Annotated in this window: 20 protein-coding genes; 18 read left to right on the top strand and 2 right to left on the bottom strand. The window is 43.2% G+C overall.

The window, feature by feature from the left end; translation table 11 throughout:
• Positions 1 to 77: 77 nt before the first annotated feature.
• Positions 78 to 854, bottom strand: coding sequence for an RNA polymerase sporulation sigma factor SigG (gene sigG / locus RZO55_RS15770; RefSeq protein WP_097006612.1), 777 nt, complete (start codon positions 852 to 854; stop codon positions 78 to 80).
• A 112-nt stretch (positions 855 to 966) separates the two neighbouring features.
• Positions 967 to 1731 (bottom strand): type III pantothenate kinase, encoded by a 765-nt coding sequence (locus RZO55_RS15765; RefSeq protein ID WP_318065202.1) that lies wholly within the window; start codon positions 1729 to 1731, stop codon positions 967 to 969.
• 84 nt (positions 1732 to 1815) lie between these two features.
• Here RZO55_RS15765 and coaBC point away from each other — a divergent pair, with 84 nt between their 5' ends.
• The 18 genes from coaBC to nrdG all read left to right on the top strand — a co-directional run bounded on the left by coaBC (position 1816) and on the right by nrdG (position 21511).
• On the top strand, positions 1816 to 3003 hold the full coding sequence (coaBC, locus tag RZO55_RS15760) for a bifunctional phosphopantothenoylcysteine decarboxylase/phosphopantothenate--cysteine ligase CoaBC (RefSeq protein ID WP_318065201.1): 1188 nt from the start codon (positions 1816 to 1818) through the stop codon (positions 3001 to 3003).
• Between the two features lie 104 nt (positions 3004 to 3107).
• The gene (locus RZO55_RS15755) at positions 3108 to 4697 is read left to right on the top strand and encodes a peptide chain release factor 3 (RefSeq protein WP_318065200.1); all 1590 of its coding nucleotides are present in this window, start codon (positions 3108 to 3110) and stop codon (positions 4695 to 4697) included.
• A 48-nt stretch (positions 4698 to 4745) separates the two neighbouring features.
• Positions 4746 to 5198 (top strand): GatB/YqeY domain-containing protein, encoded by a 453-nt coding sequence (locus RZO55_RS15750; protein WP_318065199.1) that lies wholly within the window; start codon positions 4746 to 4748, stop codon positions 5196 to 5198.
• A 33-nt stretch (positions 5199 to 5231) separates the two neighbouring features.
• A complete protein-coding gene (gene pepV / locus RZO55_RS15745) occupies positions 5232 to 6635 on the top strand; it encodes a dipeptidase PepV (RefSeq protein WP_318065198.1) in 1404 nt (467 codons plus the stop codon).
• 333 nt (positions 6636 to 6968) lie between these two features.
• A complete protein-coding gene (locus RZO55_RS15740; RefSeq protein ID WP_318065197.1) occupies positions 6969 to 7991 on the top strand; it encodes a methionine ABC transporter ATP-binding protein in 1023 nt (340 codons plus the stop codon).
• Positions 7981 to 8646, top strand: coding sequence for a methionine ABC transporter permease (locus tag RZO55_RS15735; protein WP_318065196.1), 666 nt, complete (start codon positions 7981 to 7983; stop codon positions 8644 to 8646). Before RZO55_RS15740 ends, RZO55_RS15735 begins: the two co-directional genes overlap by 11 nt.
• 45 nt (positions 8647 to 8691) lie before the next feature.
• Positions 8692 to 9564, top strand: a complete 873-nt coding sequence (locus tag RZO55_RS15730; RefSeq protein ID WP_318065195.1) for a MetQ/NlpA family ABC transporter substrate-binding protein — start codon at positions 8692 to 8694, stop codon at positions 9562 to 9564.
• A gap of 163 nt (positions 9565 to 9727) precedes the next feature.
• Complete coding sequence (locus RZO55_RS15725; protein ID WP_318065194.1) at positions 9728 to 10120, top strand: DUF4190 domain-containing protein; 393 nt, start codon at positions 9728 to 9730, stop codon at positions 10118 to 10120.
• On the top strand, positions 10117 to 10878 hold the full coding sequence (locus RZO55_RS15720) for a DUF975 family protein (RefSeq protein ID WP_318065193.1): 762 nt from the start codon (positions 10117 to 10119) through the stop codon (positions 10876 to 10878). The genes RZO55_RS15725 and RZO55_RS15720 overlap by 4 nt, the downstream gene beginning before the upstream one ends.
• A 59-nt stretch (positions 10879 to 10937) precedes the next feature.
• Positions 10938 to 11198 (top strand): PRC-barrel domain-containing protein, encoded by a 261-nt coding sequence (locus RZO55_RS15715; RefSeq protein ID WP_097006749.1) that lies wholly within the window; start codon positions 10938 to 10940, stop codon positions 11196 to 11198.
• A gap of 85 nt (positions 11199 to 11283) precedes the next feature.
• Complete coding sequence (gene nrdR, locus RZO55_RS15710; protein ID WP_097006750.1) at positions 11284 to 11736, top strand: transcriptional regulator NrdR; 453 nt, start codon at positions 11284 to 11286, stop codon at positions 11734 to 11736.
• Positions 11737 to 11743: 7 nt separating this feature from the next.
• Positions 11744 to 12265: a YqeG family HAD IIIA-type phosphatase gene (locus RZO55_RS15705; protein WP_318065192.1), complete on the top strand. Its 522-nt coding sequence runs from the start codon at positions 11744 to 11746 to the stop codon at positions 12263 to 12265.
• Positions 12266 to 12469: 204 nt separating this feature from the next.
• On the top strand, positions 12470 to 13027 hold the full coding sequence (gene efp, locus RZO55_RS15700) for an elongation factor P (RefSeq protein WP_318065191.1): 558 nt from the start codon (positions 12470 to 12472) through the stop codon (positions 13025 to 13027).
• A gap of 134 nt (positions 13028 to 13161) precedes the next feature.
• Entirely contained in the window at positions 13162 to 14931 is a 1770-nt protein-coding gene (argS, locus tag RZO55_RS15695; RefSeq protein WP_318065190.1) for an arginine--tRNA ligase, read from the top strand.
• Between the two features lie 21 nt (positions 14932 to 14952).
• The gene (locus RZO55_RS15690) at positions 14953 to 18099 is read left to right on the top strand and encodes a DEAD/DEAH box helicase (protein WP_318065189.1); all 3147 of its coding nucleotides are present in this window, start codon (positions 14953 to 14955) and stop codon (positions 18097 to 18099) included.
• 18 nt (positions 18100 to 18117) lie between these two features.
• On the top strand, positions 18118 to 18741 hold the full coding sequence (locus RZO55_RS15685) for a flavodoxin family protein (protein WP_318065188.1): 624 nt from the start codon (positions 18118 to 18120) through the stop codon (positions 18739 to 18741).
• A gap of 116 nt (positions 18742 to 18857) precedes the next feature.
• Positions 18858 to 20984: an anaerobic ribonucleoside-triphosphate reductase gene (gene nrdD / locus RZO55_RS15680; RefSeq protein WP_336624318.1), complete on the top strand. Its 2127-nt coding sequence runs from the start codon at positions 18858 to 18860 to the stop codon at positions 20982 to 20984.
• Positions 20985 to 20992: 8 nt separating this feature from the next.
• The gene (gene nrdG / locus RZO55_RS15675) at positions 20993 to 21511 is read left to right on the top strand and encodes an anaerobic ribonucleoside-triphosphate reductase activating protein (protein WP_318065186.1); all 519 of its coding nucleotides are present in this window, start codon (positions 20993 to 20995) and stop codon (positions 21509 to 21511) included.
• The last annotated feature ends 20 nt before the right edge of the window (positions 21512 to 21531 follow it).

Here is a 21531-nt window from a genome sequence, read left to right as displayed (position 1 = left end):
TGGCGAATTATTAATTATGTAAGCTAAGCCTGCCTTTTAAAAGGTGGGCTTATGCCATGTGAGTCATTCTTAAAACATTATGAAAGATAATTCTTCATGGTTTTAAGCGCGTTCTTTTCCAGTCTGCTCACCTGGGCCTGACTGATGTGAATCTCTTCTGCAACTTCCGTCTGGGTCTTTCCTTCAAAAAAACGCATATCGATGATGTGTCTTTCCCGTTCCGGAAGTCTTCTCATGGCCTCGTTTAAGGAGATGTCCTCAACCCAGTTTTCCTCCAGGTTTTTCTTGTCACTGATCTGGTCCATGACATAGAGAGGATCTCCCCCATCCGAGTATACCGGTTCATATAAACTTACCGGGCTTTGGATTGCATCCAGTGCATAGGTGATATCTTCCTTGCTGACTCCGATTTCATCTGCTATTTCCATGAGAGAAGGTTCTTTTAAGTTCTTTTTCATCAGGTTTTCTTTGGCGTAGATAGCTTTATAAGCAGTATCACGCAGGGAACGGCTGACGCGGATGGAGTTATTATCCCGAAGATAACGCCGCACCTCACCCAGAATCATGGGTACTGCATAGGTGGAAAACCGTACATTTTGCGTAATATCAAAGTTATCAATAGCCTTGATCAGACCAATGCAGCCAATTTGAAACAAATCGTCCACATTTTCGCTGCTGCCGGAAAAACGCTGTATAACGCTGAGAACCAGTCTTAAGTTCCCCTTGATGTAATCTTCTCTGGCCTTTTTATCTCCGTTAAGTATCCGCTTGAAAAGGACTTCCTTCTCTTCATTGCTCAGAAGAGGCAGTTTGGAAGTATTGACGCCGCAAATCTCTACTTTGTATCCAGACATATCTTTCCCTCCGCATCATTTTATTCTCTTACATAGAAATGATGTACTTATTCGAGGGCTTTTATACGATTGCCGAATTAAAATTTATTTCCAGTTTTTGGGCAGTTTTTTTTTACCTGTTTTTTTCATATAAAATCTGCAGACCTTTAAGCAGGAGAGCATCATCGTAATGTATGTTGTGGCGGCAGAGGGATATAACAGAGGATGCCAGTCCGCCTGTTGCAACGAGACTTGCTTCCATATGAAGTTCTTCCTGCATTCTGTCAATGATACCGTCAATCATGGCCGCATTTCCGTATAAAATGCCGTTTCGCATGCTGTCGATGGTGTTTTTTCCAATGATTCGTGAAGGCTTTTCCAAACCGATATAAGGCAGCTGGGCAGCCCGGTTGCTTAAAGAATCCAGGGAAACTCTGAGTCCAGGGAAAATGATCCCCCCTGTAAAATTCCCCTGCTGATCGATGACAGATACGGTGGTTGCAGTCCCCATGTCAATCACAATAATCGGAGGTGTAAAATCCTTTAAAGCAGCAACTGCATCTACAATTAAGTCACTTCCCACAGCCTTTGGGTTATCCATCTTTATGTTCAGTCCTGTCTTCATGCCTGAGCCAACAAGAAGAGGTGTATTTCCTGTCAGTTTCCTGACAGCAGAGAGGATTACCTCCGTGAGGGGAGGAACAACGGAGGATACGATGGATCCTTCTATGGAGGAAAGAGGGAATCCGTTAAGATTCATAATGTCCTTTATATTTACGGCATATTCCAGCTCCGTTTTTCTGTGATTGGTGTTCACCCGTTCAACAAAATACGTTTTGCTCTTGTCGATGCCTCCAATGACAATATTACTGTTACCAATATCTATGGCTAAAATCATGGAGAGAACTCCTTTCCAACTTTTTTTTCTTGTGCTATACTGTAGAGTATCATATTTTGTGAGGAAAAACAACGGGAGGCTATTATGCTGAAAGGAAAAAATATAATTCTGGGCGTTTCAGGAAGCATTGCTGCTTACAAAACAGCAGGGCTGGCCAGCATGCTGGTGAAGAAAGGCTGTAACGTCCACGTAATCATGACTGAGAATGCCACAAATTTTATAAATCCCATTACCTTTGAATCACTGACCGGCAATAAATGTCTGGTGGATACCTTTGACCGCAACTTTCAGTTTCAGGTTGAACATGTATCCATCGCGAAGTTAGCAGATGTAGTGATGATTGCTCCGGCCAGTGCCAATGTAATTGCAAAACTTGCACACGGTATGGCTGATGATATGCTTTCCACTACAGTTCTGGCATGTAAATGTAAAAAAATAATTGCTCCTGCAATGAATACAAATATGTATGAAAACCCCATTGTACAGGATAATATGAGAATCTGCCAGTCTTACGGAATGGAAGTCATCACACCTGCGGTAGGTTATCTGGCGTGCGGGGATATCGGCGCCGGCAAGATGCCGGAACCGGAAACTCTTTTTGAATACATTGAAAAAGAGGCTGCATATGAAAAAGATCTGGAGGGAAAGAAGATTCTCGTTACAGCAGGGCCTACAAGAGAAGCACTGGATCCAGTCCGCTATCTTACTAATTATTCTACTGGAAAAATGGGATATGCCGTAGCCAGGGCTGCTGCATTAAGAGGAGCTGAGGTCACTCTTGTAACCGGAAAAACTGAGCTTAAGAAACCTGCATTTGTGAAAGTGATTGAGATAATGAGTGCAGCAGACATGTTTGAAGCTGTAACAAAAGAGGCAAAGGATCAGGATGCAGTCATCAAGGCAGCAGCAGTAGCGGATTATCGTCCCTCACATGTGAATGCAGAGAAAACCAAGAAAAAAGACGGGGATCTGTCCCTGGAACTGGAACGGACAGAAGATATTTTAAAATGGCTTGGAGAGCATAAACAGAAGGGCCAGGTTCTTTGTGGTTTTTCCATGGAAACAGAAAATATGCTGGAAAATTCCAGGGAAAAACTGAAACGAAAAAAAATCGATATGATTGTAGCAAATAATTTAAAGGTGGAAGGTGCCGGATTTGGAACGGATACCAATGTAGTTACCATCATCACCAGGGACAAAGAAATAGCTCTTGACAAGATGACAAAAGAGGAAGTGGCACACCGTCTCTTATCAGAGATTTTTCCAACGTAGCAGGAAAAATTCCGTATTCCAACTGCCAGAGTGAATCTTGACTTATGGTTAGAATCATACTACAATAGACAGGACCCAGACGTATAATTGGAGGAATTATTTTTGTGAATATTGCAGAAGAAATAAAGAAAAGAAGAACATTTGCCATCATTTCCCATCCAGATGCGGGAAAGACCACACTGACAGAAAAGTTTCTTCTATATGGAGGAGCGATCAATTTAGCCGGCTCCGTAAAAGGCAGAAAGTCATCAAGACATGCGGTTTCCGACTGGATGGAGATCGAAAAGGAAAGAGGTATTTCCGTAACCTCCTCCGTTTTACAGTTTAATTACGACGGATTTTGTATCAATATTCTGGACACACCGGGACATCAGGATTTCTCGGAGGACACATACCGTACTTTAATGGCGGCAGATTCTGCAGTCATGGTTATTGATGGTTCCAAAGGTGTGGAAGCACAGACAATTAAGCTTTTTAAAGTTTGTGTTATGAGACATATACCTATTTTTACATTTATAAATAAGATGGACAGGGAAGCCAGAGATCCCTTTGAACTGATGGATGAGATTGAATCAGTACTGGGAATCAGAACCTGCCCGGTAAACTGGCCCATTGGCTGCGGAAGAGAGTTTAAAGGAGTTTATGACCGCTATAAAGGGACCATTACCACTTTTAAAGCAGCTATGAACGGACAGAAGGAAGTGGAATCCACAGAGGTTCAGTTAGGCGACAGCCAGGTGGATGATCTGATTGGGCCATCCTTTCACAGCCAGCTGATGGATGAGATTGAACTGCTTGACGGAGCCAGTGATGAACTGGATATGGAACGGGTGAGCAAAGGAGATTTATCTCCTGTTTTTTTCGGCTCAGCGCTAACTAACTTTGGCGTAGAAACATTTTTACAGCATTTTCTTCAGATGACCACGGCTCCTCTTCCCAGACTGACCACAACCGGAGTGATCGATCCGTTTGAAGAGGATTTTTCTGCGTTTGTCTTTAAGATTCAGGCGAATATGAATAAAGCTCACAGAGACAGAATTGCATTTATGAGGATCGTTTCCGGAAAGTTTGATGCAGGAATGGAAGTAACCCATGTGCAGGGCGGGAAAAAGCTTCGTCTGTCCCAGCCGCAGCAGATGATGGCACAGGACCGGAAGATTGTGGAAGAGGCATACGGCGGTGATATCATCGGTGTGTTCGATCCAGGAATTTTTTCCATTGGAGACACTCTGTGTAAATCTAATGAAAAGTTTGAATTCGAAGGAATCCCGACGTTTGCGCCGGAGCATTTTGCCAGAGTGCGGCAGATAGATACCATGAAACGGAAACAGTTTATCAAAGGAGTCAATCAGATCGCCCAGGAGGGTGCAATTCAGATCTTCCAGGAGTTTAATACTGGTATGGAAGAGATTATCGTAGGCGTTGTGGGAGAACTGCAGTTTGAAGTGCTGACGTACCGGCTGGAGAATGAATATAACGTGGAAGTAAAGCTTGAGAAGCTGCCATATGAATATATCCGCTGGGTAGAGAACAGCACGGAGATTGATGTGGCAAAGATTCAGGGAACATCGGATATGAAGCGCATTAAGGATTTAAAGGACAACCCGCTTCTCCTTTTTGTAAATAGCTGGAGTGTGGGAATGGTACTGGATCGCAATCCGGGCCTCAAGCTTTCTGAATTTGGACATAATTAGATTGAAAGCAGGGCCTGGAACTGTATAAAAACAAGGAGGCAGCAGATAATGAGTAGAATTGATGAAGTAAGACAGGCAATGGTAGCAGCGATGAAGGCAAAGGATAAACAAAGAAAAGATGCTTTATCCATGCTTCTTTCTGCACTTAAGAATTTTGAGATTGATAAGAAGGATCATACACCGATTACAGAGGAAGAAGCTGACGCAGTTGTAAAAAAGGAACTGAGGCAGACACAGGAAACTTTTGAGCAGGCACCGGCAGACCGTACAGACATAAAAGAAGAATCATCTTTCAGAATTTCAGTATATAAAGAATTTGCACCGGAGGACATGGCAGTTGACCAGATTAAGGAAGTCATCGGTGCTGTGCTTGCTGAACTTGGAATAGAAACACCCACTGCAGCAGACAAGGGAAAGATCATGAAGGTACTGATGCCTAAGGTAAAAGGCAAGGCAGACGGCAAGGTTGTGAATGAAACACTGGCAGGCATGATGAAATAATAATAGATCAGAATACAGAAAGGGGTGCGGATTATGTATAAGAAAGAAATTAGCCAGTACATTGATTCTCATAAGGAGGAGATGATCCGGGATATCTGCAGACTCTGCAGAATCAACAGCGAGAAGATGTCTTATAAAGAGGGCATGCCTTATGGTCCAGGGGCATTCCGGGCATTGGAGGAAGCTCTTGAGATGGCGGACTCTTATGGGTTTACCATCAACAATTATGATAACTATGTGGGTACCGCTGATTTAAATGACAAGGAACACCAGCTTGATATTCTGGCTCATCTTGATGTGGTACCGGCTGGAGAAGGCTGGAAAGAGACAGAACCTTTTGAACCGGTTGTAAAAGGAGATAAGTTGTTCGGCCGTGGAACCTCCGATGATAAAGGACCTGCCGTGGCAGCACTTTATGCCATGCGCGCTGTAAAGGAGTTAAATATTCCCTTAAAGAAGAATGTACGCCTGATCCTTGGTACAGATGAAGAATGCGGCAGTTCCGATATTGCTCATTATTATTCCATTGAAAAGGAAGCGCCTATGACCTTTTCGCCAGATGGAGCTTTTCCTGTGGTTAATACGGAAAAAGGCGGTTTAAACGGTCATTTCACTGCTGACTGGGAGCCTTCTGATGCACTTCCAAAACTGGTAAGCATCAAAGCAGGACTTAAGGTCAATGTTGTACCTGGCAAAGCAAATGCGACAGTTGCCGGTTTTGACAAAGAAGTATTAAGCCGTACGGCTTCTGAGTGTGAGAAAGAAACAGGTGTCCGCTATGAATTAACGTTTGAGGGTGACACGACCTGTATTACTGCGGTAGGAGAGGGTGCCCACGCATCTACACCTAAAGAGGGTAACAACGCTTTAACCGGTTTATTGTTTTACTTAACCAGACTTCCTTTTGCAAAATGTCCGCAGATTACCATGATCGGACGTCTTCTGGAACTGATTCCTCACGGGGATACAGAAGGAAAAGCACTGGGAATTGCCATGAGTGATGAACTTTCAGGAGAACTGACTCTGGCATTCAGCCTGTTGGAAGTCACTGAGTCCGGACTTGACGGAACCTTTGACAGCCGCTGTCCCGTTTGTGCCACATCGGAAAACGTTTTGGAAGTAGTAAGAAAAAATATAGAAGAAAAGGGATTCACCCTGCATAACGATTCCATGCGTCCGCCTCATCACGTTGACGGAGATTCCGTATTCGTAAAAACTCTGCTGAATGCTTATGAATCATATACCGGTTTAAAAGGTGAGTGCGTTTCCATGGGAGGCGGTACCTATGTTCACGAACTGGAGAACGGAGTCGCTTTCGGTGCTTCTTTGCCTGGAACAGATAACCGCATGCATGGAGCCGATGAGTTTGCTGTTATTGATGAGCTTTTGGTAAGTGCTAAGATCTTTGCACAGGTAATTACAGATCTCTGTTCATAAGGAAATTTTGCATATTAAAAAAAACTATTGACAAAACGGAATAGAAAGCGTACAATACGCCTCATAAAGACATACCTACTATTTCCGTAGGATTTGGGGAAAGGAGCGGTTGCCATGATCCGGTTAACAGCTATGCAGATGAATATGGATCAGATGAACGACATGTATATGATGATGTGTTGTTACTCTGGATACGTAAAAAACCGATAAAGGAATTCATTTGTATAGGATTGTGATTGGTGTCTGCTGGAAACCGCATATGCGGAAGTTTCGGGTCGCAGGTCTGTGCAAGGCTTGCGGCCTTTTTGTACATAAAAAGAAAGGAAACGACACATGCAGTCAGAAGAACCTATTATTCAGCTGGTCGGACTGGGAAAAGAATTTCATACCTCAAGCGGTCCCATTAAAGCATTAGACGATATTAATCTGTCCATTGAACGGGGGGAGATCTTTGGAATCATCGGCTTAAGCGGAGCCGGAAAAAGCACCCTCGTCCGTTGTATTAATTATTTGGAGGTACCTACATCCGGTGAGGTGCTTTTTGAAAATCAAAGCCTGGCAGCCATGAATTCCAGGCAGCAGAGGCTGGCGAGACAGTCCATGGGAATGATTTTCCAGCAGTTTAATTTGCTTGCCCAGAGAAACGTACTACAGAATGTATGCTTCCCGTTGGAAATAGCATATATGCCTAAAAAGGAAGCGGTAAAAAGAGCCATGGAGCTTTTGGAACTGGTTGGTTTAAAGGATCGGGCGAAAGCCTATCCCTCCCAGCTTTCCGGAGGTCAGAAACAGAGGGTAGCCATAGCGAGAGCCCTTGCTACAAATCCTAAGATTCTTCTGTGCGATGAGGCAACCAGTGCCTTAGATCCTAATACGACCAAATCCATACTGGGCCTTTTAAAAGAGATCAACAAAAACCTGGGTGTTACTGTTGTTGTGATCACACATGAGATGGCGGTGATTGAAGCGATCTGTGACCGGGTTGCCATCATTGACCAGAGCCATATCGCTGAGGTGGGCTGTGTTGCAGATATCTTTTCCGAACCCAAATCCAAAATTGGAAGACAGCTGATTCTTGGAGAAGCGGCGGAACAGGCCATAGGGTTTGGAGGCAACAGAAGAATCCGTATCTCCTTTGACGGTCGTTCTTCCTTCGAACCGGTTCTTTCCAATATGATTCTCGCCTGCAAGGTGCCTGTAAACATTATGCATGCGGAAACCCGCGATATTGGAGGAACTGCCATGGGTCAAATGGTGATTCAGCTTCCGGAAGAGGAAATTGATCAGAACCGGATTTTGAATTATTTAAAAACAGCAAAGATTAATTTTGAGGAGGTGAAGGATTATGACCTTTGATGCTGCGACAATAGATATGTTGAAATTAGGAATCTGGGAAACCTTATACATGACATTTGCTTCATCCTTTTTTGCTTATCTGATTGGAATACCGTTAGGAATTATACTCATAGTTATGGATAGAGATGGAATCTATCCGGTTCCATGGCTGCAGAGAATTCTGGGTCTGATCATTAACCTGCTGCGTTCCATTCCTTTTATTATTCTGCTTATTATGGTAATGCCAATCACAAAGATTATCGCAGGAACAACACTAGGGGCGAAAGCGGTTATACCTCCTCTCGTGATATCAGCATTCCCTTATGTGGCACGTGTGGTGGAATCTTCCTTTAAAGAAGTGGATGCAGGGGTAATAGAGGCGGCCAAATCCATGGGAGCGTCTGTCATGCAGATAATATGGAAGGTTCTTCTGCCGGAAGCAAAACCTTCACTGTTGGTTGGAGCCGCTTTATCCGTTACGACCATACTGGCTTATTCCGCAATGTCAGGCTTTGTAGGCGGAGGCGGTCTGGGTGATATCGCCATTAAATATGGCTATTACCGGTACCAGACTCTGATGATGTTTATTACGGTTGCAATTCTTGTTATCATTGTCCAGGTTATTCAGGAAGCAGGTATGAAACTTTCCAGAATGAGTGACAAGCGAATTAAATAGTAACTGCCACTGGCGTTACCAAATATATTTCAGGAGGAAATTATTATGAAAAAATCTTTTTATGCTCTAACCGCAGCCCTGCTTTTAGCAGGAGCACTGACCGGTTGCGCTGGAAGCAAAGAAACACCGGCGACCACTGCAGCAGAGACAAAAGCAGAAACTGAAAGCAAGACAGAGGCTTCCGGTAAACTGGAAAAAATTGTAGTAGGTGCTACACCAGCTCCTCATGCAGAGATCTTAAATGCTGCAAAGGATATTTTAAAAGAAAAAGGATATGAGCTGGTTGTGAAAGAATATACCGATTACGTGCAGCCAAATCTAGCACTTGATTCCGGAGATTTAGATGCGAACTACTTCCAGCATCAGCCGTATCTGGATCAGTTCAATGAAGAAAAGGGAACTGAGTTAGTCAGTGCAGGCTCTATTCATTATGAGCCATACGGAATCTATGCTGGAAAGAGCAAGACTCTTGAAGATCTTCCTGACGGAGCCCAGATCGCTGTGCCAAATGATGTTTCCAATGAGGCAAGAGCATTAAATCTTCTGGCTGACAATGGTCTGATCCAGTTAAAAGAGGGCGTTGGTCTGGAAGCAACGAAGAATGATATTGTAAAAAATGATAAGAACTTTAAGATCGTTGAAGTAGAGGCCGCTCAGCTTCCCCGCTCTCTTGGTGATGTGGATGTTGCAGTTATTAACGGTAACTATGCCATTGATGCAGGATTAAAGGTTTCTGATGCGCTCGCAGTAGAAGATGCAACCTCTGCAGCAGCAACTCGTTACAGCAATATCATTGCAGTCCGCAAGGGAGATGAAACAAACGATAAGACAAAGGCTCTTGTAGAAGCATTAACCAGCGATACAGTTAAAAAGTTTATAGAAGACACCTATAACGGAGCCGTTGTTCCCTCCTTTTAATGAATGAAATATTAATGTTTTATCATGCAGCAGGAAAAATAAACTCCCTGCTGCATTTTTTTGTGATTCGTCAAATGAAAAATTGAAAGAAAAACTTCATTTTACATAAATTGGAAAATAATGTATAATTCTTTTATTATGACAAAAAAGGAGATGATTATTTATGGATCAGGATAATCAGATGGATTTCAATGAACCTTCGGTATCACCGGAAAACGATATACAGCCTGTTTCTGTAAATTCTGACATAGAGCAGAATAATGCCGTTAACTTCCAGCAGCCTCCGCAGAAAATGCAGAATAATATGGCACTTGCCTCTCTGATTATGGGAATTATTGGTATTGTTACAGCCTGCAGCTGTTATGGAGGTCTTATATTCGGCAGTTTGGGTATTGTATTCGCGCTGCTCTCGAAAACAGAGGATCATTTTGAAGGGAATGCTACAGCAGGACTCATTACCTCTATCATTGCTTTGGTACTTACCGTGATTGTTATGTTTTTGTATGTAACATGGGGAGTGATGCATAAGCTCAGTACAGGAGGTGCGTTTCATTGAAAATATCATCAAAAGAGCTGAAAAAGCGTGCAAAGCAGAAGCTTATGGGAAACTACGGTCTCTGTGTGGGAGCTCAGCTGATTGTTGGCGCAATCATGTCAGTCATTTTAATTATGGTGTTTTTTGCAGTATTAGTAAGTGCTTTCATAAGTACCGGACTGATACCTGGAGCAGGTGTACATATGAAAGAATTCACCATGATCTTAATTGTTGTGGGAATTGTGTCAATTCTTATGCTTATCATAGTTTCTCTGTTTACACCAGGAATGTTTAAGATATTTTTAAATATCAGCGGGGATAGACCGGCTAAGCTATCAGACCTTCTTTACGGATTCAAGAATAAGCCCCATAAGTTTATTGGATTGAACTTCATCATCTTTTTGATGATGATGATCTGGGCCATTCCCTACTATGTGGTACTGGCTGTGGCTGCTGTTACGAATTATATTCCGGTTATGGTAGTCTTGCTGATTATTACATATCTGTTGCTGTTAGCAGGAATTATGGTCACATCCCTATATGTGTCTCAGTCTATGTTTATTTTTGTTGAAGCACCTGAAAAAGGGGTATTTCAGTGCATCAGAGAGAGTGCAGAGCTGATGAATGGGAACAAGGGAAGTTTGTTCTATCTTAATTTAAGTTTTATCGGGCTGGTGCTTTTAGGCTACTTTTCTTTTGGTATTGCATATCTTTGGATTTATCCGTATATGTATGCCACCTATACGGAATACTATAAAGAACTGAAACAAGAATTTTAATTTGAAACCGTGTCACAGGGTTTGGATGCGCATAGAATACACTATAGGAGGTGTGTCTTATGCGCATTTGTGATCTGAAGCAAAAAGAAGTGATTAATATCTGTGACTGCAGACGTCTTGGCTTTGTAGGAGACGTGGATTTTGATATGGAGACCGGCTGTCTGCTGGCAATCATTGTACCAGGTCCCGGATGCTTTTGCGGCTTTCTGGTCAGAGAAAGAGAATATGTTATCCCGTTTTGTGATATCAGGCAGGTAGGGCCTGATATTATCCTGGTAAACGTGGATTTGGAAAAAGCAACGGAAAAATGCGGTATTTAACAGAAGATAGGCTTGCGCAACTATGGATTGTAAGTTATGATATACATAAAATAGTTACAGTCCGTAAGACAGGAGGATCCGAGGCGTGAAATGTCCATTTTGCAACGAGGCAGATACAAAGGTCATTGATTCCAGACCGGCAGACGACAACAGTTCCATCAGACGCCGCAGACAGTGCGAAAAGTGCGGGAAACGGTTTACTACTTATGAAAAGCTGGAAACCATGCCCCTTATGGTAATAAAAAAGGATAATTCCAGGGAGGTTTACGACCGCTCCAAGATAGAAGCGGGTATCCTTCATTCCTGCCATAAAAGACCGGTTTCTTCCCAGCAGATTGCTGCTATGGTAGATGAAATCGAAACCCAGGTTTTTAACCGGGAGGAAAAAGAAGTAGAAAGCACCGTCATAGGCGAACTGGTTATGAAAAAACTTCAGGAAGTGGATGAAGTTGCATATGTACGTTTTGCTTCCGTATACCGGGAATTTAAAGATGTGAATACCTTTATGGAAGAAATAGGAAAATTATTAAAGAAGTAGGAGAACTATGTTACAGAGATTTTATCCAGACGAAGACGTTAATTCCACGTATGAAATACCCTTTGAGGAATTTTATAAAAAAGGAATCAGGGGTGTTATTTTTGATGTTGACAATACACTGGTACCCCACGGGGCGCCGGCGGACAACCGGGCGAAAAAGCTTTTTTCCACGCTTCACCAGATGGGAATGGAAACCTGCCTTTTGTCCAATAACAAGGAGCCGAGAGTTGCAGCATTTGCCCGGGATGCAGGGAGCCTTAAGTACATTTATAAAGGAAGAAAGCCCGGAATCAGAGGGTATCAGCAGGCTATGAGGCTTATGGGAACCGATATATCTAATACGATTTTTGTAGGTGACCAGCTTTTTACTGACGTGTTCGGTGCAAAGAGAGCAGGAATCCACAGCATTTTTGTCAAACGGATTCATCCCAAAGAGGAAATTCAGATCAGAATGAAACGGGCCCTGGAGTCCGTTGTTCTGCATTATTACCATAAGAATAAAAAAATCAGACATGGAAAGCGCCGCTGATCGGGGTGGGTATATTTCATTTATTCGGTTATAATATCAGGGGAGAGGATAGTTTTCATGGACATGCAGATTCCTTTTTTGATCAAAAATGATTGATCTGTTACAAAGAAAAAAGGAGATATTTGCAAAAAACGGTTGAAAATGAATTTATTTTAGTATAGAATATAAAAGGTTAAGAAGAGAATTCAAGGAGGAATATCATTTATGATATCAGCGGGTGATTTTAGAAACGGTATCACATTGGAGATCGATGGTACTGTATATCAGATTATGGAGTTTCAGCACGTGAAACCTGGTAAAGGTGCTGCTTTCGTAAGAACTAAGATTAAAGATGTGGTAAACGGCGGCGTTGTAGAGCGCACATTCCGCCCGACAGAGAAGTTTCCCCAGGCAAGAATCGACAGAGTAGACATGCAGTACCTGTATGCCGATGGAGATCTTCATAACTTTATGGATACCAGCAGCTATGAGCAGGTTGCATTAAGCAATGATGTCATTGGAGATGCATTAAAGTTTGTGAAAGAGAATGATACAGTAAAGGTATGTTCTTACAATGGTAAGGTGTATTCCATAGAGCCTCCGTTATTTGTGGAACTGGTTATTACTGATACAGAGCCAGGATTCAAGGGTGATACTGCTCAGGGTGCAACCAAACCGGCTACCGTGGAAACCGGTGCAGTGGTTTATGTACCTTTATTTGTTGAACAGGGTGATAAGATTAAGATTGATACACGTTCAGGTGAATACCTGTCAAGAGTTTAATCAATTAAAAAGGGCCGGGATATCCGGTCTTTTTTTCTTTCTGCCCTAAAAGATTTGATTTTTTAAGGTAATTGTAATATAATTAATATTTAGCTTAGAAATTTCTGGAATAGAAAAAGGAGATCATAAAACCGATGAAGAAGATTCTTGATTTAATTACGGCAGAGATGAAGACAGCTTTTGCAGACAGCGGATACGATGAAATTTATGCAAAGGTGACCTTATCCAACCGTCCGGATCTTTGCGAGTACCAGTGCAACGGAGCCATGGCGGCAGCCAAAGCTTATAAAAAGAAACCGTTTGATATCGCATCGGAAGTGGTGTCAAAACTTGCCGGAAGTCACGTTTTCACTTCTGTGGATGCTGTGATGCCCGGATTTATTAATTTAAAACTCAATGCCGGATATCTGGCGGAATATATGAATGGAATGGCAGATGATGACCGCTGCGGCTGTGAGGAAGCAAACGAACCCATGACCATCGTTGTAGATTACGGCGGAGCCAATGTGGCAAAACCTCTTCACGTGGGACATCTCCGGTCTGCTGTGATTGGAGAGAGCATCAAGCGCATGGGACGTTTCCTTGGACATCACATTATCGGCGATGTACATTTAGGAGACTGGGGTCTTCAGATGGGTCTCATTATCGAAGAACTAAAAGACAGAAAACCGGATCTGCCTTATTTTGATGAGTCATTTGAAGGGGAATATCCAAAGGAAGCTCCCTTTACAATCAGCGAATTAGAGGAGATTTATCCAGCAGCCAGTTTAAAATCAAAAGAAGATGAAGCATTTAGCAAGAGAGCCCATGATGCTACCTTAAAGCTGCAGAACGGATACCGTCCGTATCGTGCGATCTGGCAGCACATTATTCACATTTCCGTTGCAGATTTAAAGATGAATTACGGTAATCTGAATGTGACGTTTGATCTGTGGAAGGGAGAAAGCGATGCTGAACCTTATATACCGGAAGTCATAAAGGAGCTGACAGCCAAGGGGCTTGCCTACGAAAGTCAGGGAGCTCTTGTGGTTGATGTTTCACAGGAAGGAGATTCAAAAGAACTTCCCCCCTGTATTATAAGAAAGTCTGACGGAGCAGCTCTTTACTCCACCTCTGATCTGGGAACCATTATAGAGAGAGAGAATGAGATTAAGCCGGATTGGTATATTTATGTAACGGACAAACGTCAGGAACTGCATTTTACCCAGGTGTTCCGTGTGGCGAAAAAGGCTGGCTTTGTAAGTGCTGATAAGAAGATGTCCCATCTTGCTTTCGGTACTATGAACGGCAAAGACGGAAAACCGTTTAAAACAAGGGACGGAGGAGTCCTGCGTCTGGAAACCCTGATTTCTGATATCAGCCAGGCTGCATATGAAAAAATCATGGAGAACCGTACCATTACAGAAGAAGAAGCAAGAGACACTTCTAAAATGGTGGGTATGGCAGCTTTAAAATACGGTGACTTATCCAATCAGGCAGCGAAAGATTATGTCTTTGATATGGACCGGTTTCTGTCCTTTGAAGGGAATACAGGACCTTACATCCTTTACACCATTGTGCGTATAAAGTCTATTTTGACAAAATATCAGGCTCTTAAGGAGCGAAAACAGGGAAAAGAACTGATTCTTCCTGCTTCCTCTGAGGCTGAAAAGGATCTTATGCTTCAGCTGTCCAGATACAATGAAGTGACAGAGAACGCATTCCTGGAGCTGGCTCCTCATAAGATCTGCCAGTATGTATATGAACTGGCCAATTCATTCAACCGTTTCTATCATGATACGAAGATCATCTCTGAGGAGAATAAGGAGCAGCAGGCTTCCTGGATCGGTCTGATTCGTCTGACCAGGGACGTACTGAGCGGCTGCATCGGAGTACTTGGAATTGAGGCACCGGAACGAATGTAAAGTGAACGGATGTGAGGGTTTATGAAAGTATCACAGATAACTGCCAATGCTTTCTGGAAAGGTGAAACAGGAGTAAAAGCACTGGTGGAAGATCAGGGAAAAGAATATAAGGTAAGTCTTCATCTCAAGGGTAGTCAGGTATTTGACTACTCTTGTTCCTGTGCTCTGGGAAATTCTTATCGGGGGATGTGCCCTCACTGCAAGGCCCTTTTAAAGGCATATGAGGAGCAGGAAGCTGGAAATCAGGGCAAGCCGGTTGTTACCTCCGCCCAGGTCAGAGCCATGATCCGCGAGTACACCAATGGAGAAGTGGCCAGGATTATGAGCGAGGGGCAGGAAGAACAGATACATCTTTCGGTATCTGTGATTGTAAGCCGCAGGGAAGTAAAGCTGGAAGTGAAGCTTGGCAGAGACCGGCTGTACCTCATCAAAGATTTAGCGGCCTTTGCAGATGCAATGGATCATGGAACCTATGTGGAATATGGTAAAAACCTTTCATTTTACCACAACCGGTCAGTTTTCGTAAAAAAAAGCCGGCCATTGCTGGATTTTATGCTGGAAGTCATCAATTCCTACTGCGAACAATATGAACAGATGCAGAAAAGTTCATTTTCTGCACGTCCTGTGATGCGCTACTTAAATCTCAGCAAAACGGCAAGAGACCGTTTTTTTCAGATTATGAAGGGAAACACGCTGGAGTTTGAAGATCACAAGGGAGAGAAACGGCAGCTGGAGATTTCCAACTGCAATCCGGATCTGACTGTGACGGCGGTCCGTTCAGGCAGAGACGGAGTTCGTATTTCCATAGACAAAAATCTCCTGGTACTGAAAGGAGAGACTCATCTTTATCTGGGAGACAGAAAATATCTCTATTGCTGTGACCAGCCCTGCAGTGATACTCTTGGAGTCTTTTTAAACCAGATGATAAATGGTTATGGGATGGACTATCAGACAGAAATCAACAATAAGGATATGCCTCTTTTTTATGAGCGGGTGATAAAAAGGATTTCCGCATACTGTACCGTGGATTCGGGGAGTCTTGATCTGGAGTCCTTTCAGCCGGATGAACTTAAGGCAAAATTTGAGTTTGATTCCGATGGTCTGAATAAACTGGTCCTTCGCCCTACGCTTTCTTATGGAAGTTATTCCTTTCAGCCGGTGGAGGATGAAAGACTGCCGCGAACCGTTTGCAGGGATGTTCCGGGAGAATTTCGTATCAGCCAGCTGATTACCAGATATTTTAAATACAGGGAATATGAATCTGATTATCCGGCCATACGGGATGACGAAGAAGCAGTATACCGTCTTCTAACCGAGGGTGTAAGAGAGTTTATGGCTGTGGGAGAGGTATATTTTTCCGAGTCATTTAAAAAGCTGAAGGTGCTTCCTCCTCCTAAAATCGCAGTTGGTGTGAAAAGTGCGGGGAACTGGCTGGAACTGAATGTGGATGCAGGGGAACTGACAGGAACAGACTTAGTCAGGCTTTTATCTGAATACAGCAGTAAAAAGAAATACTACCGGCTCAAGAGCGGAGAATTTGTAAACCTTGAGGACAACGGTCTGATCACTATAGCAAAGCTGGTGGAAGGGCTGGGGGTGAGTCCGGATGAGATGGAGCAGAAAAACTTCCGGCTTCCTAAATACAGGGCTCTTTATCTGGATGGTCTTTTTAAAGAGGAAAGCGGCATAACCTTATACAGGGACCAGCTGTACAAAGCAATAGTCCGTGGGATGAAATCCGTGGAAGACAGTGATTTTGAAATACCCCAGTCCTTAAAGCATGTGCTAAGGGGCTATCAGAAGACCGGGTACCTCTGGCTTAAAACTCTGGACCATTATGGTTTTGGCGGAATTCTTGCTGATGATATGGGACTGGGCAAGACTCTTCAGGTCATTACGTTAATTCTGGATGAAGCACAGAAGAATCCGGAAGCGGAATTTCTCGTTGTCTGCCCGGCTTCTCTCGTCTTTAACTGGGAGAATGAAATCCACTTATTTGCTCCTGAATTAAACGTAGTAACGGTAACAGGTACGGCTGCGGAGAGGGAAGAGCAGTTAAGGAATCTGGATAAAGGCAGTGTAGTGGTTACTTCATATGATTTGCTGAAACGGGATATTGATCTTTATGAAGGCAGAACTTTCCGGTTTCAGATTATTGACGAAGCCCAGTACATTAAGAATGCATCCACCCAGAGCGCCAGGGCAGTGAAATCAGTTGAAGCTGTCTGCAGATTTGCAATGACTGGAACACCCATAGAAAACCGACTTTCTGAGCTTTGGAGTATTTTTGATTTTCTGATGCCTGGTTTTTTGTTCCATTATCAGAAGTTTAAGAAAGAATATGAGCTGCCAATCGTGAAGAATCAGGAGCAATGGGTTCTGGAGAGCCTTCACCGCCTGATAGGACCATTTATCTTAAGAAGACTTAAAAAGGATGTATTGAAGGAACTGCCGGACAAACTGGAGACTGTGGTGTACTCCGCTTTTGACAAAGAGCAAAAGGATATCTATGCAGCCAATGCGTACCGCTTAAAGGCAGAACTGGAAAACAGGGGGGAGAGAACCGGCAGGAATAACATCCAGATACTGGCAGAGCTGACAAAGCTGCGCCAGATCTGCTGCGATCCCCATTTGTGTTATGAGAATTACAGGGGAGCTTCCGCTAAGCTTGAAACCTGTGTTGATCTGATCAGAAATGGTGTGGAGGGAGGACATAAGATCCTTCTGTTTTCCCAATTCACCTCTATGCTGGAAATCATCGCAACAAGGCTGAAAGCGGAAGGGATTTCCTACTATATGCTGACTGGGGCGACTCCCAAGGAAGAACGGCTTCGTATGGTTAAGTCCTTTAAAAATGATGATATACCGCTATTTCTCATCTCATTAAAGGCGGGGGGAACGGGTCTTAATTTAACTGCAGCTGATATAGTCATTCATTTTGATCCCTGGTGGAATGTGGCAGCACAGAATCAGGCAACAGACAGAGCTCACAGAATTGGCCAGGACAAACAGGTGACGGTATTTAAACTGATCACCAAGGGTACAATTGAAGAAAATATTTTAAAGCTTCAGGAATCCAAAAAAGATCTGGCGGAACAGATTATAACAGAAGGAACCGTTTCCCTGAGCAATTTAACCAGGGAAGACTTGCTGGGACTTCTGAATTAAAGAAAGGACAGGAGAGACATGAATGTATTGTTATTAAATGGCAGCCCTCACGAGGAAGGCTGCACCAACCGTGCCCTTCTTGAAGTAGAAGGGGCATTGAATGCAGAGGGAATTGATACAGAACTGGTTCATATTGGATCTAAGGCAATTCATGGATGTATTGCATGCGGAACATGCATGAAGATTGGGGCCTGTGTATTTGAGGATGATCCGGTAAATGAATTTATTGAAAAGATGAAACTGGCAGATGGTCTCGTTGTAGGTTCGCCGGTTTATTATGCGTCTGCCAATGGAGCGCTGTTTTCATTCCTTGACCGTCTCTTTTATGCAGCAGGAAGAAATTTCGCCCATAAACCAGGAGCAGCCATAGCTTCAGCACGAAGAGCGGGTACTACGGCTACCCTTGATTCCTTAAATAAGTATTTTACCATTGCTCAGATGCCGCTTGTTTCCTCCTCCTATTGGAATATGGTACATGGAAGAACTCCCGAGGAAGTGGAGCAGGATTTAGAAGGACTTTACACAATGAGGATTCTGGGAAAAAATATGGCATGGCTTTTAAAATGTATTGAGGCGGGTAAAGCAGCAGGAATCGGCCTTCCAAAGGAAGAAGAAAAAGTCTGGACTAACTTTATCCGTTAAAATTCCAAAAATCTCCTTTACATTTTTTCTAGGTGGTGTATAATTAAAAAGCACTATATGTAGTGGAGATTTATATTAACATACAAAATATTGAATAGGTTAGGGTGACAGGAATGATAAAGGTACAAAAGCGCGACGGCAGAATTGTGGAGTATGACAGAGAAAAGATCATCAAGGCAATTTGCAAAGCCAATGCCGAGGTGGAGTTTTCCGAGCAGGCTGGCGAGGACATGATACATGCCATTTTAGATCATGTGGAAAGCCATTCAGAAGATGTAATGAATGTGGAGAACATACAGGACATGATCGAAAGCGGTCTTGTAAATAACAACAAGTATACATTGTCCAAAAAATATATCATTTACCGTTACCAGAGAGCTTTACTTCGTAAGGCTAATACAACGGATGAATCCATTTTAAAACTGATTAAGAACGAGAATAAAGAACTGGCTGAGGAGAACTCCAATAAGAATACCATTCTTGCATCGACACAGAGAGATTATATAGCAGGAGAGGTTTCCAGAGACTTAACAAAGAGAATGCTTCTGCCGGAGCGGATTTCCCTTGCTCATGAACAGGGATCCATTCATTTTCACGATGCGGATTATTTCGTGCAGCCGATTTTTAACTGTTGTCTGATCAATATCGGCGATATGCTGGATAACGGGACGGTTATGAATGAGAAGATGATTGAAAGTCCTAAGAGCTTTCAGGTGGCTTGTACAGTCATGACCCAGATTATTGCGGCTGTAGCCAGCAATCAGTACGGAGGTCAGTCTGTAGATATCCGTCATCTCGGAAAATATTTAAGAAAAAGCAGCAACAAATTTCATAAGCAGATCAAAGAAGAATTCGGAGATTCAGTATCCGAAGAGATGATAGAGAAGATTGCTTCCATTCGTTTAAGGGATGAGTTAAAGTCCGGTGTCCAGACCATACAGTATCAGATTAACACACTCATGACAACCAATGGCCAGGCCCCCTTTGTTACTTTGTTCTTATGCCTGGATGATCAGGATGAATATATCGAAGAGAATGCCTTGATTGTGGAAGAGGTTCTCCGCCAGAGACTGGAAGGGATCAAGAACGAATCCGGCGTATATGTAACCCCTGCATTTCCAAAGCTGATCTATGTTCTTGATGAGAACAACTGCTTAAAAGGCGGAAGATATGACTTTATTACAAAGCTTGCAGTGCAGTGTTCATCTAAACGGATGTACCCGGATTATATCTCGGCTAAAAAGATGCGGGAATATTATGAAGGCAACGTATTCAGCTGTATGGGCTGCAGAAGCTTTCTGTCTCCCTGGAAAGATGAGAATGGAAACTATAAATTTGAAGGGAGATTTAACCAGGGCGTGGTGAGCTTAAATCTTCCTCAGATCGGAATCATAGCAAGCGGAGATGAAAAAACGTTCTGGAATCTGCTGGAAGAACGGTTAAGCCTCTGCTTTGAAGCACTGATGTACAGGCATAAATCGCTGGAGGGAACGGTGTCTGATGTAAGCCCTATTCACTGGCAGTACGGAGCAATTGCAAGGCTTAAGAAGGGAGAGACCATTGACCGCCTCCTTCACGGCGGGTATTCAACCATTTCCCTTGGATACATCGGCTTATACGAAACAACCAGGCTTATGAAGGGCGTCAGCCACACCACTGCTGAGGGCGAATCATTCGCACTTCGCATTATGAATTACATGAGAGAGACCGTAGATAGATGGAAAGAAGAGACCGGTCTTGGCTTTGGACTGTACGGAACACCGGCTGAATCCTTGTGCTACCGTTTTGCTAAGATTGACCGGGAACGTTTCGGAAGCATTCCTGATGTGACAGATAAAGGCTATTATACCAACTCCTATCATGTTGACGTAAGAGAGCATATTGATGCTTTTACCAAATTTAATTTTGAAAGCCAGTTCCAGAAGATTTCTTCAGGCGGAGCTATTTCCTACGTGGAAGTTCCCAATATGAGGCATAATTTAGAGGCGATGGAAGATATCGTAAAATTTATCTATGATAACATTCAGTACGCAGAGTTTAATACCAAGTCTGACTATTGCCAGGTATGCGGATATGACGGAGAGATAATTATTAATGACAATATGGAATGGGAATGTCCCCAGTGCCGTAATAAAGATAAGAACCGAATGAATGTAACCAGAAGAACCTGCGGTTATTTAGGAGAGAATTTCTGGAACACAGGGAAGACCAAAGAAATAAAGTCCAGAGTACTGCATCTTTAGGAGGAGCCATGTATTTTGCTACAATAAAACCCACTGATGTTGCCAATGGGTCAGGCGTGAGAGTATCCTTATTTGTCAGCGGCTGCACGCATTACTGTAAGGGGTGCTTTAATGCTGAAGCATGGGATTTCCACTATGGAGAAGCTTATACAGAGGAAACACAGGAACGGATACTTGGATATCTTGATCACAGTTATATTGCAGGGCTCTCTCTTTTGGGAGGGGAGCCCATGCATCCGGACAACCAGAAAGGTATTTTGCAGCTGGTGGAAGAAGTCCGGCGCCGTTTTCCTGACAAGACCATCTGGTGCTATACAGGGTATGATTTTGAGACAGATATTCTGGGCGGCATGGCTGAACGCGTTCCGGAGACACGACGGATTTTAGCATGTCTGGATGTTTTGGTAGATGGTAAGTTTGTAGAAGAGAAGAAAGATTTAAAGCTGCGGTTTAAGGGATCATCCAATCAGAGAATTATTAAAGTTCCAGAGTCTCTTAAAGCAGGCAGTGTAATATCGTGGGAATAATAACAGGGTGCTTTTCAATG

It is taken from the genome of Clostridium boliviensis (assembly GCF_033342255.1).
Taxonomy (GTDB): Bacteria; Bacillota; Clostridia; order Lachnospirales; family Lachnospiraceae; genus Lacrimispora; species Lacrimispora boliviensis.
This window is presented reverse-complemented; position numbering and strand designations above follow the sequence as displayed.

Excerpts from the sequence above, each read along its gene's own strand:
- sigG (WP_097006612.1), bottom strand. The coding sequence starts at position 854 with ATGTCTGGATACAAAGTAGAGATTTGCGGCGTCAATACTTCCAAACTG.
- RZO55_RS15765 (WP_318065202.1), bottom strand. The coding sequence starts at position 1,731 with ATGATTTTAGCCATAGATATTGGTAACAGTAATATTGTCATTGGAGGC.
- coaBC (WP_318065201.1), top strand. The coding sequence starts at position 1,816 with ATGCTGAAAGGAAAAAATATAATTCTGGGCGTTTCAGGAAGCATTGCT.
- RZO55_RS15750 (WP_318065199.1), top strand. The coding sequence starts at position 4,746 with ATGAGTAGAATTGATGAAGTAAGACAGGCAATGGTAGCAGCGATGAAG.
- pepV (WP_318065198.1), top strand. The coding sequence starts at position 5,232 with ATGTATAAGAAAGAAATTAGCCAGTACATTGATTCTCATAAGGAGGAG.
- RZO55_RS15740 (WP_318065197.1), top strand. The coding sequence starts at position 6,969 with ATGCAGTCAGAAGAACCTATTATTCAGCTGGTCGGACTGGGAAAAGAA.
- RZO55_RS15735 (WP_318065196.1), top strand. The coding sequence starts at position 7,981 with ATGACCTTTGATGCTGCGACAATAGATATGTTGAAATTAGGAATCTGG.
- RZO55_RS15730 (WP_318065195.1), top strand. The coding sequence starts at position 8,692 with ATGAAAAAATCTTTTTATGCTCTAACCGCAGCCCTGCTTTTAGCAGGA.
- RZO55_RS15725 (WP_318065194.1), top strand. The coding sequence starts at position 9,728 with ATGGATCAGGATAATCAGATGGATTTCAATGAACCTTCGGTATCACCG.
- RZO55_RS15715 (WP_097006749.1), top strand. The coding sequence starts at position 10,938 with ATGCGCATTTGTGATCTGAAGCAAAAAGAAGTGATTAATATCTGTGAC.
- RZO55_RS15705 (WP_318065192.1), top strand. The coding sequence starts at position 11,744 with ATGTTACAGAGATTTTATCCAGACGAAGACGTTAATTCCACGTATGAA.
- efp (WP_318065191.1), top strand. The coding sequence starts at position 12,470 with ATGATATCAGCGGGTGATTTTAGAAACGGTATCACATTGGAGATCGAT.
- argS (WP_318065190.1), top strand. The coding sequence starts at position 13,162 with ATGAAGAAGATTCTTGATTTAATTACGGCAGAGATGAAGACAGCTTTT.
- RZO55_RS15690 (WP_318065189.1), top strand. The coding sequence starts at position 14,953 with ATGAAAGTATCACAGATAACTGCCAATGCTTTCTGGAAAGGTGAAACA.
- RZO55_RS15685 (WP_318065188.1), top strand. The coding sequence starts at position 18,118 with ATGAATGTATTGTTATTAAATGGCAGCCCTCACGAGGAAGGCTGCACC.
- nrdG (WP_318065186.1), top strand. The coding sequence starts at position 20,993 with ATGTATTTTGCTACAATAAAACCCACTGATGTTGCCAATGGGTCAGGC.